The organism is Nocardia sp. NPDC004340, from assembly GCF_053602575.1.
Window position 1 is genome coordinate 317486 of the sequence record NZ_JBSGDW010000005.1, and the last position, 17393, is coordinate 334878.

Annotated in this window: 15 protein-coding genes and 1 riboswitch; of the genes, 6 read left to right on the forward strand and 9 right to left on the reverse strand. The window is 68.9% G+C overall.

The annotated features are described in order from the left end of the window. The first annotated feature begins 46 nt into the window (after positions 1 to 46). Both ACWEOI_RS22540 and ACWEOI_RS22545 read left to right on the forward strand, forming a co-directional pair. Complete coding sequence (locus tag ACWEOI_RS22540) at positions 47 to 1465, forward strand: cytochrome P450 (protein WP_452360879.1); 1419 nt, start codon at positions 47 to 49, stop codon at positions 1463 to 1465. Continuing rightward, a complete protein-coding gene (locus ACWEOI_RS22545) occupies positions 1462 to 2715 on the forward strand; it encodes an epoxide hydrolase family protein (protein ID WP_452360880.1) in 1254 nt (417 codons plus the stop codon). Before ACWEOI_RS22540 ends, ACWEOI_RS22545 begins: the two co-directional genes overlap by 4 nt. A gap of 57 nt (positions 2716 to 2772) precedes the next feature. On the opposite strand, the gene ACWEOI_RS22550 is transcribed toward ACWEOI_RS22545, so the two are convergent. Continuing rightward, positions 2773 to 4998 carry an ATP-binding protein gene (locus tag ACWEOI_RS22550; RefSeq protein WP_452360881.1) on the reverse strand — a complete coding sequence of 742 codons (2226 nt, stop codon included), beginning with the start codon at positions 4996 to 4998 and terminating at the stop codon, positions 2773 to 2775. Positions 4999 to 5245: 247 nt separating this feature from the next. Here ACWEOI_RS22550 and ACWEOI_RS22555 point away from each other — a divergent pair, with 247 nt between their 5' ends. Continuing rightward, positions 5246 to 6208, forward strand: a complete 963-nt coding sequence (locus ACWEOI_RS22555) for a DNA polymerase domain-containing protein (RefSeq protein WP_452360882.1) — start codon at positions 5246 to 5248, stop codon at positions 6206 to 6208. Between the two features lie 54 nt (positions 6209 to 6262). Here ACWEOI_RS22555 and ACWEOI_RS22560 read toward each other — a convergent pair whose 3' ends face one another. Then, positions 6263 to 8020, reverse strand: coding sequence for an ABC transporter permease (locus ACWEOI_RS22560; protein ID WP_452360883.1), 1758 nt, complete (start codon positions 8018 to 8020; stop codon positions 6263 to 6265). Positions 8021 to 8244: 224 nt separating this feature from the next. Next, positions 8245 to 8414: riboswitch (M-box (ykoK) riboswitch) on the reverse strand. A gap of 78 nt (positions 8415 to 8492) precedes the next feature. Between ACWEOI_RS22560 and ACWEOI_RS22565 the strand changes: the two genes are divergently transcribed. Both ACWEOI_RS22565 and ACWEOI_RS22570 read left to right on the forward strand, forming a co-directional pair. Further along, positions 8493 to 9005: a DUF3558 family protein gene (locus ACWEOI_RS22565; protein WP_452360884.1), complete on the forward strand. Its 513-nt coding sequence runs from the start codon at positions 8493 to 8495 to the stop codon at positions 9003 to 9005. After that, positions 9005 to 9517 (forward strand): DUF3558 family protein, encoded by a 513-nt coding sequence (locus ACWEOI_RS22570; protein ID WP_433667269.1) that lies wholly within the window; start codon positions 9005 to 9007, stop codon positions 9515 to 9517. Before ACWEOI_RS22565 ends, ACWEOI_RS22570 begins: the two co-directional genes overlap by 1 nt. An 18-nt stretch (positions 9518 to 9535) precedes the next feature. Here the strand turns inward: ACWEOI_RS22570 and ACWEOI_RS22575 are convergent, their stop codons facing one another. The 7 genes from ACWEOI_RS22575 to ACWEOI_RS22605 all read right to left on the reverse strand — a co-directional run bounded on the left by ACWEOI_RS22575 (position 9536) and on the right by ACWEOI_RS22605 (position 16470). Further along, positions 9536 to 9727 (reverse strand): hypothetical protein, encoded by a 192-nt coding sequence (locus ACWEOI_RS22575; protein WP_379275014.1) that lies wholly within the window; start codon positions 9725 to 9727, stop codon positions 9536 to 9538. Positions 9728 to 9906: 179 nt separating this feature from the next. Next, a complete protein-coding gene (locus ACWEOI_RS22580) occupies positions 9907 to 10881 on the reverse strand; it encodes an AraC family transcriptional regulator ligand-binding domain-containing protein (RefSeq protein ID WP_452360885.1) in 975 nt (324 codons plus the stop codon). A 45-nt stretch (positions 10882 to 10926) separates the two neighbouring features. Continuing rightward, positions 10927 to 11853, reverse strand: coding sequence for an AraC family transcriptional regulator ligand-binding domain-containing protein (locus ACWEOI_RS22585; protein ID WP_452360886.1), 927 nt, complete (start codon positions 11851 to 11853; stop codon positions 10927 to 10929). Between the two features lie 49 nt (positions 11854 to 11902). Beyond that, positions 11903 to 12817, reverse strand: coding sequence for an AraC family transcriptional regulator ligand-binding domain-containing protein (locus tag ACWEOI_RS22590; RefSeq protein ID WP_433667263.1), 915 nt, complete (start codon positions 12815 to 12817; stop codon positions 11903 to 11905). 68 nt (positions 12818 to 12885) lie between these two features. After that, a complete protein-coding gene (locus tag ACWEOI_RS22595; protein WP_433667262.1) occupies positions 12886 to 13077 on the reverse strand; it encodes a hypothetical protein in 192 nt (63 codons plus the stop codon). A 52-nt stretch (positions 13078 to 13129) separates the two neighbouring features. After that, on the reverse strand, positions 13130 to 14836 hold the full coding sequence (locus ACWEOI_RS22600; RefSeq protein ID WP_452360887.1) for an AMP-binding protein: 1707 nt from the start codon (positions 14834 to 14836) through the stop codon (positions 13130 to 13132). Continuing rightward, a complete protein-coding gene (locus ACWEOI_RS22605; RefSeq protein WP_452360888.1) occupies positions 14833 to 16470 on the reverse strand; it encodes an AMP-binding protein in 1638 nt (545 codons plus the stop codon). Before ACWEOI_RS22605 ends, ACWEOI_RS22600 begins: the two co-directional genes overlap by 4 nt. Positions 16471 to 16525: 55 nt before the next feature. Between ACWEOI_RS22605 and ACWEOI_RS22610 the strand changes: the two genes are divergently transcribed. Then, positions 16526 to 17386 (forward strand): response regulator transcription factor, encoded by an 861-nt coding sequence (locus ACWEOI_RS22610; RefSeq protein WP_452360889.1) that lies wholly within the window; start codon positions 16526 to 16528, stop codon positions 17384 to 17386. Positions 17387 to 17393: the final 7 nt, after the last annotated feature.

Here is a 17393-nt window from a genome sequence, read left to right on the forward strand (position 1 = left end):
TTCCCGATCATTCGAAATCTTCTATGCCAATCGAGGTGAAAAGCACATGACCGAGGTCAAGGGCTGCCCGGTGGATCATTCACAACTGAATGTCCTGGGCGGCGACGGCGAGACACTCCTCATGCCCGGTACCCGCGACAAGTACGGCTTCGCCACCGCGGTGAACACCAAGAAGAACGGTCTGCTGGGGGTGGTCGAGCAGCTCTGGCGCGAACACGGCGATGTCTCCGAGCTGCGGGTCGGTCCGCGCCGACTGGTCGTGTTGGCCCATCCCGATCACGTCCGGATGGTGACGCTCGAGCAGATGGACAAGTACACCAAGGGCGCAAGCTACGACCCGGTGCGCAAGTACTGGATGGGCGACGGCGTCGCGACCAGTGTCGGCGCGCAATGGAAGTCGCAGCGTCAGGTGCTGGCGCCCTTCTTCACCCCGAAGTCGGTGCGTGAGTACGTGCCGTTGTTCTTCGAGGACGTGCAGTGGTTCAGCACCCGCTGGACCCCGGAGTCCGCGGGCGCCGAACCGGTGGACATGGTGCCGGAGATGGCGACGCTGACCGCCTCCATCCTGCTCAAGACGCTGTTCAGCACCGCGGGCCGGGATGTGATCGCCCAGTTGAAGGGCGCGGTGGAAACCATGATCACGTACACCTCCGGGCGCAATACCGACAAGTTCAAAGCGCCCGAATGGGTTCCGACGTCGGGCCGTCGCAGCTACGACCAGGCGCGGCAGCGGGTCGACGAGTTCATTCTCGGGGTGATCACGGAACGTCGGCGGATGCCGGCCGAGGACCGCCCCGACGATCTGCTCACCAAGATGATCGCCAACGAGTCGAAGCTCGGCCCGGCGGATCGGGCCGATATGGTCCTGCGCGACCAGTGCGTCACGATGTTCATCGCCGGGTACGAAACCACCGCGCGCACCCTGGCTTTCGTGTGGTACCTGCTGGCCAACAACCCCGAATCCGCCGTCCGGCTGCGCGCCGAGGTGGACGCTCTGCCCGACGATTTCACCGTCGACGACCTCGACCGCGCGCCGTACTCGCTGTGTGTGATCAAGGAGGCGCTGCGTCTGCATCCCCCCGCGCCGCTGTACCTGCGTGATGTGGTGGAGCCGGTGCGCATCGGACCGTATGTGGCGCAACCGGGTTCGATCGTGGTGGTCGCGCCCTATCTCACCCATCGGCATCCCGATTTCTGGACCGACCCGGAGCGGTTCGATCCGGATCGCTGGGCCGACAATGCCGAGAAGACCATGCACCCCTTCGCCTTCCACCCGTTCTCGGCCGGACCCCGGGTGTGCATCGGCAAGAGCTTCGCCTATCTGGAGGCGCAGATCCTGCTGGTCACGCTGGCCCGGTTGTTCGCTCCCGAGCGGGTTCCCGGCTACGCCCCGAAATGGCGGATGCGCGGGGTGCTCGGGCCCGAGGGCGGCATGCCGATGACCATCAGGCGGCGAGTGAAGTGACCGTAACCGATGACAGGACGGCCGCTTCCGTGATCGCGGCCGCGCCGGAGAAGTTCGTCGTCTCGGTTCCGCAGGAGACGCTCGATGACCTGAGGGCCCGCCTGCTCGCGACCCGCTGGCCCACCGATATCCCCGAGGACGAGACCTACTACGGCACCAGCGTCGCGTACATGAAGGAGCTCGTCGCCTACTGGATCGACGAATTCGATTGGCGGGCGGCCGAAGCCGAGATCAACAGCTACGACAACTACCGCGCGATCGTCGACGGTGTCCCGATCCACTATCTCCGGGAACCGGGCCGGGGCCCCGCACCGATCCCGCTGATCGTGACGCACGGCTGGCCCTGGAGCTTCCGCGAATGGACGCGGGTCGTCAAGCAGCTGGCCGATCCCGGTTCCTACGGGGGCGATCCGGCCGACGCGTTCGAGGTGATCGTGCCCTCGCTGCCCGGCTTCGGGTTCTCCGCGCCCACCGGGCGGACTGATCTGAACTTCTGGAAGATGTCCGAACTCTGGCACAGCCTGATGACCGAGCATCTCGGGTTCGGGAAGTACGCGGCCGGCGGCGCGGACTATGGGGCGCTGGTGACCGCACAGCTCGGCCACGCGCGGGCCGCCGACCTGCACGGCATCTGGCTCGGGCATCCGGTCCACCTGGACGTGTTCCAGGGTGAACGGCCCTGGGACGGCACCGGCGGGTTCATGGTTCCGCCGGGCGTCTCCGACGAGATCCGGGACGGCATCCTCGCGTTCCAGTACCGCTACGCCTCCCACAGCGCGGTCCACATCCTCGATTCCCAGAATCTGTCGTTCGGCTTGGCGGACTCGCCGGTCGGCATGCTGTCGTGGATCCTGCGGCGCTGGACCGAATGGAGTGAATCGGGCGGGGATGTCGAAAGCGTCTTCCCCCGTGATCATCTGCTCGCCAATGCCACCATGTGGTGGGTCGGCAACACCATCACCACGTCGATCCGCGCCTACATCAATTCGAACCGCTACCCGTGGACGCCCGCCCACGACCGCACGCCGATCATCGAAGCGCCCACGGGATTCACCTTCCTCGGCTTCGAGAATCCGCCCGGTGTGACCACGGGCAATCGCGCCCGGGTCTTCCTCGACGATGCGCGCCACCAGGGTTGGTACAACCCGGTCCACATCGGCGCGCACGAACACGGCGGCCACTTCACCCCGTGGGAGAACCCCGACGCTGTCATCGAGGACATTCGGGCGACCTTCCGCACGCTGCGGTGATCGAGGAGAACACCATGTTCCGGCCGGCGGCCCGCGCGAACGCCACCCGTGGCCGCGTCACGCGGGCTGCTGGGTCTCCCGTTCGATGACGAGGGCGACATGTAATCGGCTGGGGCAGTCCAGCTTCGTCATGACTTGCCGCAGATGGTTCACCACCGTCCACTCGGCGATCCCGAGGCGATTCGCGATCATGCGGTTGGTCATACCCTCGGCGACCAGTAACGCCGTCTCCAGCTGCCGCCTGGTCAGCCGGGAAAGTAGCGGAGACGCCAGATCAGCGCGCGACAGCACTGGTATGGACAGTGCGTAGGCGACGGCCTCGTCGATGTCCGATACCGAGCCGATCGTGCTCACCGCCGGATCGGCGGAATGCTCGGCGGGCCGGGGCAACGAACAGCCGGCCCGGATCCAATGCGAAGCCGCTGAAAGACGGTGTACCTGTTCGGAATACTCCCCGCCCGCGGCATCGTAGGCCCGAGCACAGCCCTCCAGCGCAGTCACCATTTCCAGCGGGCTCATCGTCGGTTCTGTTGTCCGCAGAACGAGGTGGAAGACTTCCAGCGCGCGATGCGGTGCCCGGGCGCGCAGCAGGGTCCGGCCGAGCGCGGTGAGGACCGTCAGCCGATCACGACGGCGTGGCAGGGCGGCCGCGTGATCACGGAGCGCGGACCAGGTTTCGTCGTCCTCGAACGGCCCGTCGCCGAGTTCGATCACCGCTGCCATGAGCGCGGCGACCGGCTGCTCGGCGGGTGGGGCGGTGGCCGCGGGGAATCGGGCGAGCAGTGCGCGCGCCCGCTGGGGCTTTCCGGTCTCGTGGTGGGCCTGGGCCAGGGCGCGGCCCGCCCGGTGGACCAGGACGGGGTCGGTGCGGCGGGTCTCGGTGTTCCGGACGGAGGCGACCGGCGCGAGCAGTCGTTTCGCGTCCTGGAAACGCCCGGATCGCAGTGCCCAGCGGCCCAGGAGCTCGCGGCCCGCGGCCATCACCGCGGGCGGGTGGGCGCCGGAATCGACCGCCGCCAGCAGGGTGGCGACGATGGCCTCGGCATCGGCGAGCAGTGCCCGCTGGATCCAGACGTCCTCCAGCTCGGACAGCAGCTCGATGGCGCCCCGGTACGCGTCGTGGTCGATCAGGTACCGGACGGTGGCGAAGAGGTCCGGCAGCCAGCGGTCGACCAGGCGTAGCCCCTCGGCGCGGCCGTCCGGCTCGGCGAGCAGCCGAGTGATCTCCCGGGCCAGCAGGCGGAGCCCTTCGGCGCGTCGGAAGCGTATTCGTTCCGCGAGTACCCGATCCGCGTACAGCAACTGACGGCAGAACGACCGGGTGAAGCCCGAGATCGCATAGGTGTAGTGACCGTTCTCGGCGACCGAGTGATCGAGCAGGCTGCGGTCCACCAGCTCGGCCAGCTTGCCAGCGATCGGATCACCCCGCTCGCCGCTGAGCAGCAGTACCTCCTCCAGATCGGTGAGGACCTCGGAAGCGGCGACGTGCAGCAGCACGAAGAGGCTCATCTCGTCGAGATCGCTGAGCCCCCATGTCACGCACGCGCGAATACTGCGGTGCCGCACCGGGATATCGACGAAGGGGGACGGCGGCAGCGGTTGCCCGGAGCGGATTCGCTCCAGTGTTCGTTCGACGCCGAGCCGGCCGAGAGAGGTCGCGGCGAGCTCCAATCCCACTGGAACGCCATTCAATTCGGCCGCGATCTGCTCGAGCTGTGACCGGTCCGCGGCGGTCGCCGCGTCGCGGAACCGGGTTTCGATGCAGTTCGACAACAGCTGCGCGGCGGGACTGAGCGCGGACCCGTCGGATACGACGGACAGCGGCGGAACCAGGTAGAGCACCTCTTGATACAGGTCGAGCGCGTGGCGGCTGGTCGCGACCACGGTCAGTCCCGGGCACCGGGCCAGCACGGAGGACAGTCCGGCCGCGAGATCGCGGGTGACGAGATCGCAATTGTCGGCCAGCATGATCAGTGGTTCCGGGCCGATTCGCGTCGCCACCGTGTCCGGTCCGAGCGGGGTGGTGTGCGGCTCCGCGGTGCCACCCAGTGCGTCCAGGATAGTCCGCCAAGCCTGTTCGCCGCCGCTCACCTCGGCCAAATCGACCGATACGACCCGACTCTCGGCGTCCTGCAGAGCGGTGGTGGCCAGCCGGCTCTTGCCGACACCAGCGCCCCCGGTCACGGTGAGCAACCGGATTCGCTGGTCGAAGACGAGCTCGCGAAGGTCGGCAAGCTGTGATGCCCGTCCGATCAGGAGGGGACTGCGACGGGATTCGGGCATTCTCCACCGTTCCTGTGTCGGAGCTCGGGTGGACGACGTGCGGCCAGACCGGTGATTCAGTCGGCGACGCTGCCTGGTGCTTCCGACCCTAGTGAACGAGCCTCCTTCCGCAGACCGTCGCGAGGGTGACAGATTGTTGCTCTCGCCGGTGAATCCGCACGGTGTTAGGTTCGGTCTCCCGCCGCCGGTGACCGCGGACACGGCCGGGGTGGTTGACGGGGGTGCGGTGGGGGCGCATGGTGGGCCGATGGGCGAAGACGCGCGGGCCGGTCTGAAGTTCTCCAGTCTGGACAGTCCCCTGTTCGACGGGGCGGGGGCCACCAAGGGGGAGCTGATCGACTATCTCGAGGCGGTGGGGGAGCGGATGGTGGGGGCGCTGCGGGAGCGGCCGTTGTCGGTGGTGCGCGTGCGGCCGGGGCAGGAGCCGTTCATGCAGAAGAACCTGCCGAAGTACACGCCGGAGTGGGTGCGGCGGAAGACCTTGTGGGCGGGGAGCTCGAAACGGGAAGTGTCGTACGCCTTGTGCGATGACGTGCGGACGCTGTTGTGGTTCGGGAACCAGCGGGCGGTGGAGTACCACGTGACACTGCTGCTGGCGGAGGATCTGGTCGACTATTCCGGTGGGCCAACCCATCTCGTGCTGGATATCGATCCCGAACCGGGACAGCCGTTCTCGCAGGCGGTGGCCGCGGCCGAGCTGATCCGGCGGGCGCTGGCCGACGACGGGCTGGCGGGGGCGGTGAAGACCAGCGGGTCCAAGGGGGTGCACATCTTCGTGCCGGTGCGGGCGGGGGTCGATATCGAGGACGCGGCGGCCGCCACCCGGGCCATCGCGGCGCGCGCCGAACGGCTCGACCCGGACCTGGCCACCACGGCCTTCATTCGAGAAGACCGGGGCGGCAAGGTTTTCCTGGACTCCACCCGGGCGGGCGGGGCGACGGTGGTGTCGGTGTACAGCCCACGGGTGCGGCCGGGCGCGACGGTGTCGTTCCCGGTCAGCTGGGCCGACCTGCCGGAGATCGATCCGCGCGATTTCACCGTGCGCACCGCCGCCGCCATCCTCGGCGACCGCGATCCGTGGGCCGAGGCCATGCCCGAACCGCAAACGCTCCCGGCGGATCTCATCGCCGAGGGTCACACCATCCCGGTGGCGCGGGTGCAGGCCATGCACGAAGGCAAACGCCGCGCCCGCGCCCGCCGCGCGGACTGATCGAGTCCTATGATGATGGGGGCGGACATGACTGTCCTCCTTTCGAAAACTGTTTCAGCTCAACGAGAAACGCTGTTCGGCCCGGCGCTGCAGTCGCCGCCACACCAGCCGGTTGATGGTCACGGTGACGGCGCTCATCACCACGGTGCCCAGCAGCACCTTCGGAAACAGGTCCGCCGCGGTGGCATTGGTGATGTACGCGCCCAGCCCGTACGCCTCCAGATGGGTGCCGCCCGCCTCGACCACCTCGCCGACCAGCGTGGCGTTCCAGGCCCCGCCGAACGCGGTGATCGCGCCGACCACATAGCCGGGGGCGATCGCGGGCAGGATCAACGACTTCCACCGCAGCCACCCGTGCACGCCGAGATCGTCCATGGCCTCACGCAGATCGGTCGGGATCTGCCCGGCCGCGGCGATCACGTTGAACAGCACGTACCACTGCGCGCCCAGCGCCATCAGCACGATGCCGCCGATATTCAGCGAGACGCCGGTCCAGGTGAGCGCCGCGATCACGAAGATGAACAGGAACTGTGCCGGGAAACTGGCCAGCACCTGCACCACCGGCTGCGCGAACCGGCACACCCGCGGGTTCAGCCCGATCCACACCCCGACCGGCACCCACACCACGGTGGACACCACCAGCAGCACGATCACCCGGCTCAGACTCGCCAGGCCCATGAGCGTGGCGGGCCCGAATTCGGCCAGCCCGACGGTCCTTTCGAAGTAGGCGGCCAGGGTCCAGGTGCCCCAGGCCAGCGCCGCCAGCAGCAGCGCGAAGAAGACCACGTCCCCGGCCCGGCTGCCGGGACGGTCGTCGTAGGCGGACCGGGTGCTGCGCCCGAAGACTCGCATGACGCGATCGATCCCCTCGCCGACCGGTCGGCTCACGCAAGCCAGCCGCCCGGGCACGGTGCTGCGCCGCAGCAGGTCCAGCACGAGACTGCGTGGTACTTCGGCGCTTTCGGTGTGCTCCACCCGGAACCGCTCCGACCACGCCGTGAGCGGCCGCCAGAACAGCACGTTCACGACGACGATGGTGGCCACCATGACCAGCGCGCCCAGCAGCAGTCGCGACACCTGCCCCTGGGAGGTGGCCGCCGCGATGAAGCTGCCCATGCCCGGCAGCGCCTCTTCCCGCCCGGACACGGTGATCACCTCGGACGCGGCGAGCATGAACCACGCGCCGCCGAAGCTCATCATCCCGTTCCAGATCAACGGCACCATGGCGGCCGGCACCTCCAGCTGCCACAACCGCTGCCAGCGGGTGAGCCGCAGCATGCGGGCGGCGTCGTCGAGCTCCCGCGGCAGGGTGCGCACGGCCTGGTAGTAGGCGAAGGTCATGTTCCAGGCCATCGCGGTGAAGATGGCGAACACGCACACCGCCTCCGCGCCCAGGAAGGAGCCGCGGAACAGCGCCACGAACGCGGTCACCGTGATGGAGACCAGCGCCAGCACCGGCACCGATTGCAGTACGTCCACCATCGGGACCAGCACCTTCTCCGCCCGCCGCGAATGCGCTGCCCACTGGCCGACGACCATCGTGAACAGGATCGAGGCCGCCAGCCCCAGGAACATCCGCAGCGTGGTGCGCGCCGCGTAGTACGGCAGTTCCCGGGGATCGGTCGACACCGCTTCCGGTCCGGAGCCCGGCGTCCACGGCACCGACATATCGCGGAACAGCCGCAGCGCCACGGCGATCAGGAACACGGCCATGCCGAGTACCAGAAAGTCGACGGCGCGCAGCCGATTTCGCGGACGCGGCATCGGCTGCCCTGTTTCGGGACGGTTGGGAATGGTGATCTGGAGCGTCATCGGATGAATCCGCATCTAATCGAAAAAGGGCGCGCGGAAATAGGCGCATGCCGAATCACGCGAAAGGGTGATGGTGGCGTCGCCGAATACCGGGGAATTACGAGTGCGCGACAGGAGGTCCGGGGTCGTCATCAGCTGTCATCCGACCGCCACCTCCTCATACAGCTCATACGCGGATTCATCAGCGCACACGAGGGAGGTCGACCCGGGGAATCCGGGGAGGACGCACACCCCTCTCGTCAGAGCTTCGGCACTGCACGACGTGTTCCGAATCGGAAAGCCACTTTGGATTACCCCTTAATCCGGGGAAATCTGTCCTAACCTTGGGCGTCTCTCGACGTCGTGAGATCAGTGGCCTGTGTTCGTGCAGGAGCCTCGCCTATCGAGGTGCGTTATCGAACGTAGTAAAGCCCCGATGAATTGTCAAAGAGTGTTCGCGCACGATCGGTCCGATTCGCCTAGTCTGGTCCGCGTGACGAGAGCGGTGCGCGCGGCGGTGGGGATCGCCTTGATCGGGCTCGCGGTCGTGGGGTGCGGGAACTCCTCGGACCAGCGGGCCGCGGCGACCCCGACGGCCGCGCCCAAGGCGGCCGTGCCGTCTCCCGACACCATCGGCCTGTGCGGCGGCGTGTCCGACGCCGAGGTGGTCGATGCCACGGGATCGGCCGGTGTGCAACGGGTTTCGGCCAATCCGATCGGCTGCGCCTGGCAGCCCGCCACGGGCGGCGACTACGCCGTCACCTTCCACTGGTTCCGGGGCAGCTCGCTGCAGGACCGCCGCGACCAGGTCACCACCGGCAGTCCCGCCACCGTCCGGATCGCCGGGCAGCCGGGCATCGAATGGCGGGGCGCGCAATCCTGCGAGGTCGCAGTGGCATTCGGCGACACCGACTTCATCGACTGGTCCGAACGGTCGAGCGCACGCGCCTGCCAGGGCATCGAGCAGCTGGCCGCGGCCACCCTGACGCAGGCGGGACAGGGCTGATGGCGCGCCCGGGGGTGCGAATCACGGTGGCGGCCTTGCTGATCGCCGCCCTGTCCGGGTGTTCGCACAGCGATCGGCAGGCCGACGCCCGCCCGGCGGCCGATCCGAACCTGCTGGCGGGCTGTGGCCCGCTGGAGGATCAGAAGCTGGCCGCCGCCATCGGCGTCACCGGGATGCGGCGGCAGAGCGAGCCCACGGTGTGCGACTGGACCGCCACGAATCCCGGTGGCGGCGCGGTCGACATCACCTATGCCTGGCTGCGGGACGACACGCTCGCGCGGGAGGTGCGGATCGCCGACCGGTTCGGATACCGCGTGGAGCGGCTCGTGGTGCGGAACTTCGGCGGCATGTACTGGCGGGATCCAGCGGACCCGGGTGGTTGCGCGGTGACGGTGGCCGACACCGGTACCGTCACCTGGTGGGTGCGAAACCGCGATCACACCGCGCGGCCCGATCCGTGCGCGGCGGCCATGAATCTGATGAACGCGACGCTCTCGGTCGACGGCATCTGACGCGCGCGGGAACCGGCCTCAGTGCTCGAGGAACGTGGCGACGATGTTCCAGAACATGTTCGGGTCCACGGTGTGGAAATCCCAGCTCTCGGTGAGGCTGTGGGTGGTGCTCACGATGGACTTGATATCGAAGTCGTGCCGGGTGGCGGTGCCCTTGGCCTCTACGGCGGTGACGACGTAGGCGGTGGCGGTTTCTGCGGTGTGGGGCACGAGGAAGCTCCAATCGAGTACCGGTCCGGGGGAACGCGTGACAGTGTCCTGGCGTTTCCGACCAGTCTGATTTCCGTCCGCCCCGCGCGGGAGTTCCGAAAGCGCCAAACCGGTCCGGGACACGCCAACCTTGCTGTGAGGTAGCCGGAATACCGTACGGTAGGTGCGATTTCGGCTCCTCAACACGGGTCTTCGGGTCCCGGATCGGCCCGGTCCCGCCACCTTTGCACCGCCCGCCGCAGGCTCGCCGGATCCGCGTATCCCAGGAATTCCGCCTGCTGGGCGCGTGGAAGGTGTTCGGCGCGTTGCAATCTGCGGCGACGCGCGTGATCCACCTCACGCCGCCAAGTGGTTCCGGCCTCGGCGAGCCGGCGTTGGAGTGATCTCGGCGATGTCAGCAGCCGCCGCGCAACCACTTCCAGGGTCGCCGCGCCATTGGCGAGAGCCAGATCGATGGCGTCGCCGAGCTGCTCGAGCCAGGTCACCCCGACCTCCGGGGTGGCGGGCAGGGTGGCCGCGTAGGTCAGCAGCACCGCCGTCAGTTCCGGATCGGCCGACTTCATCGGCAGCGCCAGATCCGAGGCCCGCAGCGTCAGCGCATCCGCCGGGGCGTCGAAATCGATTGCACGGGTACCGAACAGCTCGGTGAAGGTGGCGAGATCGGCGGGCGCGGACTGCCGGAAACTCACCCGCGCCGGCACCACCGGGCTGCGGGTGGCTGCGCGTGCCCGCCCCACGAGCAGCGCGAAAGTGGCCTGTATCAACAGTTCCCGGCCCCGGCAGTCCTCCATGGCCGACCGCACCTCGTAGCAGACCTCCTGTTCGTCGCGGCGCGCGACGCGGAAGCCGTAACTCGTGCTGAGACTGCCGGTATGGCGCACGCACGCCTCGAGCGCGTCGCCGAGCGTGGCCGCGGACAGGAACAGATATTCGAGCAGCCCGAACTCGCCGGTGGTGCTCTCGTCGGACACGCGCAGCGCGATATCGGGATCCCCGGTCTCGCGCTCGATCAGCTCCCACACCCGCAGGCAGTACCGGGACGACACCCGGGTGCCCTCACCGCCTTCGCGCCAGGCGGGTACGCCCGCCGTCCGGGCGATCCGGTCGGCGTCGAGTCCGGCCCGCGCCGCCCGCTGCAACGCGAACCGGGCCATGAGAATGCTGTCGTGACAATCGGATCGAGTGTTCACGGCCGACCGTCACCACGTGGCCCGGCGGCGAGCGTTCGCCAGCTCCCGACTCCAACTGGTTCCGGCCGCGGCCAGCCGCCGCTGCACGGTGCGCGGGCTGGTATCCAGCCGCCGCGCGATATCGGATAGTGAGACGGTGTCGAGGGATACCGTCGCGCGGAAGTCCGCGGTGTCGCTGTCCGGACCGGGTGGGGCCGGATCGCTCAGTGAATCGAGTTCGGCCGCAAGCAGATCGACCCAGGCCCGCGCGGGCGGCGTGGACAGGGTGGCGACCGCCGCGCCGCGCCGCAGGACGGCGGCCAGGCCCGGATCGGCGGAATGCTGAGGCCGGTCGAGGTCCGTGCGGCGCAGCGTCAGACTGTCGACCTCGGCCTCGAAATCCACTGCCGCCGTGCCGAAGAACTCCCGGTAGGGACCGTGCCGTCGGGGCGCGCGTTCCCGCAGGGTGACCGCCACCGGCGTGATCCGCGCCCGCGTGGCCAGCCGGGCCCGGCCGGTGAGGAAGGCGAAACTCGCCTGTGCGGCGACCTCCGTGCCCCGGCCCCGCGCCGCCGTCTCCGCCGCGAACGTGACCTGCCGATCGGTCTCGGCGACCACGGCCACCCGCCGGCTGCCCGACAGCCGCGACCCGAATTCCCCTACGGCCCGGAAGCCTTCACCGACCGTCGGCGCGGTCGCGAGCAGGTAATCCATCATCCCCAGTTCCCCCATTCCATGTCGTTCGGCCGCCCGCAGTCCCACGTGCGGCACATCCACCCTGCGCTCGAACAACTCCCACAAGCGGGGATAACACTGACCCGGAACACTTCCCGTCGAAGCGTCCAGCGCGCTCGGCCCGATCCCCGCCGCCCGCGCCAACGCCACCGGATCCACACCCACGGCCCGAGCCCGGGTGAGTACGAAGCGCGCCAGCAGCACGCTGTCCGGTCCGGTCACCCATCCACCTCGGAGCCTGGAGATCCTGCACCGCAGCCGATCCCGGGCGTCATAGCGCGTCGTCCGGGGGCGGCGTCTCAGGTTCGGGGCCTTCGAAGTGCCGCTTGCGGGCCCGGTCCACCTCCAGCCGCCAGGTGGTGCCGGATTCGGCGAGGCGGCGCTGGAGGGTGCGGGGGCTGGTGTAGAGCCGCCGCGCGACATGTTCGAGCAGCGCGTCGGTGCCGTCGAGCACCTCGGCCAGCGCCGTGGCCACCCGGTCGGGCCATTCGGTGGCGCGCGGGGGCGGCGGCGGCATGGTGGCGGCATGGCGGCGCAGCACCGCCGCCAGCATGGGGTCCGCGGTGATCTGCGGCCGCTCGAAGTCGGTGTTGCGGTAGGTGATGCGGTCGACCGGCGCGCCGAATTCCAGGCGGGCCGTGCCGAACTGCTCGGTGAACGCGTCCAGATCCCGCGGCGCGCGCTCGCGGAACTCGATGCTCACCGGATCCATCGGCTGCCCGGTCATCTGGCGCATGCGCGAGACCAGGGAGGACAGCGCCATCTGCACCGACAGCTCGCGGCCGCGGCCCTCGGCGTTGACGGTGTGCACGTCGAAGGTCGACTCGGTCTCGGTCTGCTCGCCGGGATCGATCCGGAAGTTGGTGGAGATGGACCCGATGAACGGGCCCAGCACGGTCAGGCCGGCCCCGACGGTGTCCGCGGTGGAGATCAGATAGTCGATCAGCCCGAACTCGCCCAGCCGGTAGCTGCCGGTGGCGCGCAGGGTCGCGTCGGGGTTGTCCAGCTCGCGTTCGAGCAGCTCCCACAACCGGGGGAAGTAGTGGCTCGGCACCCTCGCGGCATCGTCGGCCAGCAGCCAGCCCGGAATGCCCGCGGCCCGCGCCAGGCGGGCCGGATCCACGCCCGCGGTGCGGGCGCGCGACAACACGAAGCGGGGCAGCAACACGGAGTCGGAGGTGTGCACGTGCCAATGGTGAGGGCAATTCCGGGCCGGAAACCCAGAATTCGCGGAACTGTGAGGCAGCCCGCTCGTCAGGCTCTGATGAAGGTGGCGGCGATGCCCCAGAAGCGCTCGCGGGCGACCGCGCGGAAATCCCATGTCTGCGTGATGTTGTGGGTGGCGCTGACGATCCCGGACACGTCGAAGTCGTCACGGGAGGCGGTTCCCTTGGCCTCCAGGGCGGCGATGACGTAGGCGGTCGCGGATTCCACGGTGTGGGACACGGGTGTTCCGATCTGTCGCAGGGGCAGGGCGGGTGGTCGGGGTGGAGCGGGTTCAGCGGGTGGTGTCGGTCAGTACGTCCTCGTAGCGGTACTCGGTGGGGATGGTGAAGCCTTCCGCGTGCGCCTGTTCCTCGCGGTGGCGCAGGTCCACGCGGCGGATCTTGCCGGAGATGGTCTTCGGCAGTTCGGTGAACTCCACTCGGCGGACACGTAGGTAGGGAGCCAGGTGGTCGCGGGCGTATTCGAGGATGGCGCGGGCGGTTTCGGCGTTGGGTTCCCATCCCGCCGCCAGCGAAACGTATGCCTTCGGCACGGCAAGCCGCGTGTCGTCCGGTTGCGGGACCACGGCGGCCTCCACCACGGCCGGATGCTCGATGAGCACGCTCTCCAACTCGAACGGCGAGACCTTGTAGTCGGAGGATTTGAACACGTCGTCGGTGCGGCCGATGTAGGTGATGTAGCCGTTCGCGTCCCGGGCCGCGACATCGCCGGTGTGGTAGTACCCGTTCGCCATGACCGCGGCATTGCGTTCGGGATCGCCGAGGTAGCCGGTCATCAGGTTGACCGGCCCCGCGGACAGGTCCAGGCAGATCTCGCCCTCGTCGGCGAGCTGCCCGGTGATCGGATCCACCAGCGCCACCGGCACACCCGGCGCGGGACGGCCCATGGAGCCGGGCACCAGCGGCTGTCCGGGCGTATTGCCCACCTGCAGGGTGGTTTCGGTCTGGCCGAAGCCGTCGCGGATGGTCAGGCCCCACGCCTTCTCGACCTGCGCGATGACGTCGGGGTTCAATGGTTCACCCGCGCCGAGGATTTCGCGCAGCCCGGCCGGACGCTCGCCCAGATCGGCCTGGATGAGCATGCGCCACACCGTGGGCGGCGCGCAGAACGTGTTCACCTCGGCCCGGCGCAACTGCGCGAGCAGGGCGGCGGCGTCGAAACGCGCGTAGTTGTAGACGAAGACGGTGGCCTCGGCCAGCCACGGCGTGAAGAAGCAGCTCCAGGCGTGCTTGGCCCAGCCGGGCGCGCTGATGGCCAGGTGCGTGTCGCCGGGCCGGACGCCGATCCAGTACATGGTGGTCAAATGACCGACCGGGTAGCTGATCTGGGAGTGCTGCACCATCTTCGGCTTGCTGGTGGTGCCGGAGGTGAAGTACACCAGCAGCGGATCGGTCACCTCGGTGACCGCCCGGAACGGACCGGCCGACTCGACCGCCGCGGCATCGGCGTAGTTCTGCCAGCCGGAGACGGCCCCGCCGACCACGATTCGGGTGTAGTCGCCGGGCACCTCGTCGAACTTGCCCGCGTCGCCCTGATTGGCGATGACGAAACGCGCTCCGGCCCGCTCGATCCGGTCGCTCAGGTCGGCCGGGCCCAGCGCGCCGGTGGTCGGCATGATGACCGCGCCCAGTTTGGCCACGGCCAGCATGGCCTCCCACAGCTCGACCTGATTGCCCAGCATGAGCATCACCCGGTCGCCCTTGGCCACGCCCAGCTCGGCCAGCCAGGTGGCCACCCGGTCCGAGCGCTCGGCCATCTCGGCGAAGCCGACCTTCTGCTCGGACCCGTCCTCCTCGACGATCCAGAGCGCCGGCCGGTCGTTGCCGCGGGCGATCACGTCGAACCAGTCGGTCGCCCAGTTGAATGCGCCGGACAGTCGCGGCCACGCGAAATCGCGCACCGCCGCGTCGTAGTCGGTGGCGACGGCCAGCAGCCCGTCACGGGCCGCGCGATAGGCCTCGGTATTGGCGGTGCTCACGCGTCCTCCTCGGTCAGTCCCAGTAGCCGCGCGCTGATCTCCCGCATCTCGACCTTGCGAATCTTGCCGGTCACCGTCATCGGGAACTCCTCGACGACGTGCACGTACCGCGGCACCTTGAAGTGCGCGAGCTTGCCGGTGCAGAACTCGCGCAGGCTCGCCGCGGTCAGTTCCTCCGCGCCCGGCCGCAGCCGGACCCAGGCCATCAGCTCCTCGCCGTACTTGGCGTCGGGCACGCCGATCACCTGGGCGTCGAGGATGTCGGGGTGGGTGTAGAGGAATTCCTCGATCTCTCGGGGGTAGATGTTCTCGCCACCCCGGATCACCATGTCCTTGATCCGCCCGGTGATGGCGACATACCCGTCGGCATCCATGGTGGCCAGGTCGCCGGTGTGCATCCAGCGCGCGGAATCGATGGCCTCCGCGGTCTTCTCGGGCTGACCCCAGTAGCCGAGCATCACCGAGTAGCCGCGCGTGCACAGCTCGCCCGCGGCGCCGATCGGCACCGTCACCCCGGTCACCGGGTCCACGATCTTGACCTCGATGTGCGGCCCGGCCCGGCCCACGGTGGCGGTGCGCTGCACCAGCGAATCGTCGCGGCGGGTCTGGGTGGACACCGGGGAGGTCTCGGTCATGCCGTAGCAGATGCTCACCTCGCGCATGCCCATCCGCTCGATGACCTGCTTCATCACCTCCACCGGGCACGGCGATCCGGCCATGATGCCGGTGCGCAGCGAGGACAGGTCGTAGGCGTCGAAGTCCGGGTCGGCCAGTTCGGCGATGAACATGGTCGGCACCCCGTACAGCGAGGTGCAGCGTTCGGCCGCAACGGCTTCCAGGGTGGCGCGCACGTCGAAGGCCGGGGCCGGGATCACCATGGCCGCGCCGTGCGTGGTGGCGGCCAGATTGCCCATCACCATGCCGAAGCAGTGGTAGAAGGGGACCGGGATGCAGATGCGGTCCTGCTCGGTGTAGCCGCACAGCTCGCCCACGAAATACCCGTTGTTGAGGATGTTGTGGTGGCTGAGCGTCGCGCCCTTGGGGAAACCCGTTGTGCCGGACGTGTACTGGATATTGATCGGATCGTCGGTGGACAGCGCCGACTGCGCCGCCGCCAGCAGGTCCGGATCGGCCGCGCGCCCGGTGGCGAACAGGTCCCGCCACTCGGTGCTGTCGAGCAGCACCACCTGCTCCAGCTCCGGGCATTCCGGACGGACCTCGTCGATCATGGCCGCGTAGTCGGAGGTCTTGAACGCGGGCGCCGCGACGAGCAGGCGGATCCCGGCCTGACCCAGCACGTAGCGCAGCTCGTGGGCCCGGTAGGCCGGATTGATGTTCACCAGGATCGCGCCGATCTTGGCGGTCGCGTACTGGGTCAGCGTCCACTGTGGGCAGTTCGGCGCCCAGATGCCCACCCGGTCGCCCTTGCCGATCCCGGCCCTCAGCAGGCCCAGGGCCAGGGCGTTCACCTCGTCGGTGAACTCGCGGTAGGTCCAGCGGATGCCGGTGGTGTAGTCGATGAGGGCCTCGCGGTCCGGATGCGCCGCCGTGGTCCGGTCCAGGTTCGCCCCGATGGTGTCGCCCAGCGGGGGAGCGTCCCAGACTCCGAAGGTGTAGCTCGTGCTCTCGGTCACACCAGTAGGATCTACGTCACACCCGGCCTCGACTACCCCCGAAAGGGGCTACCCGATGACTACCGCCGCCGACGGGCTCCTACGCCCCAGCGACGGCGACGCGCTGCGCGCCGAGCTGCGCGCCCTCGCCGCCCTGAGCAAGCTGCCGGTCGTCTTCGGGGGCGAGGTGAACGCGGGCACTCTGGTGCTCAGCGAGTTCGTCGGAACCCGGACCAACGGCATGCGGGGGCTGGCGGTCGCGCACAGCTCCGGGCTGGGCGGTTCGGCGGTGGCGACGGGCCGCCCGCGCTCGGTGGCCGACTATCGCTCGGCGTCCACCATCACCCACCATTACGACGTCCCGGTCCTGGGGGAGGGCCTCCGCTCGGTGGTGGCGGTGCCCGTGGTGGTGAAGGGCGAGGCGCGCGCGGTGATCTACGTCGCCAATCGCGAGACGGGGGTGATCGGCGACGGGGTGGCCGACGAGATGGTGCAGGCCGCGCGGCGGCTCAGCACGGAACTCGCCATTCGCGACGAGGTGGATCGGCGGCTGCGGCTGTCCTTCGCGCGCGAATCCATGAACAGCGCCAATATGATTGCCACCGAACAACTCCGGGATCTGCACGCGGAACTGCGGGGGATCACCCAGGTGGTCTCCGACGCCACGGCGCGGGCGCGGCTGCGGGACGTCACGGAGAAACTCGCCCGCCTGGTGTCCGGGGTGGCGGCCGCCGACGACGCGGTGACACTGGCTCCGCGGGAACTGGACGTGCTGTCCCATATCGCCCTGGGCTGCACCAATGTGGAAGCGGCCCAGCGGCTTTCGGTGAGTCCGGAGACGGTGAAGAGCTATCTGCGCAGCGCCATGACCAAGCTCGGGGCGCACAATCGCCACGAGGCGGTCGTGCGAGCACGCCGCCTCGGGCTCCTACCGTGAGTGCTTC

Bases quoted from the DNA above. Each gene is read 5' to 3' on its own strand.
- ACWEOI_RS22540 (WP_452360879.1), top strand. From the start codon at position 47: ATGACCGAGGTCAAGGGCTGCCCGGTGGATCATTCACAACTGAATGTC.
- ACWEOI_RS22550 (WP_452360881.1), bottom strand. From the start codon at position 4,998: ATGCCCGAATCCCGTCGCAGTCCCCTCCTGATCGGACGGGCATCACAG.
- ACWEOI_RS22555 (WP_452360882.1), top strand. From the start codon at position 5,246: ATGGGCGAAGACGCGCGGGCCGGTCTGAAGTTCTCCAGTCTGGACAGT.
- ACWEOI_RS22560 (WP_452360883.1), bottom strand. From the start codon at position 8,020: ATGACGCTCCAGATCACCATTCCCAACCGTCCCGAAACAGGGCAGCCG.
- ACWEOI_RS22570 (WP_433667269.1), top strand. From the start codon at position 9,005: ATGGCGCGCCCGGGGGTGCGAATCACGGTGGCGGCCTTGCTGATCGCC.
- ACWEOI_RS22580 (WP_452360885.1), bottom strand. From the start codon at position 10,881: ATGGCCCGGTTCGCGTTGCAGCGGGCGGCGCGGGCCGGACTCGACGCC.
- ACWEOI_RS22610 (WP_452360889.1), top strand. From the start codon at position 16,526: ATGACTACCGCCGCCGACGGGCTCCTACGCCCCAGCGACGGCGACGCG.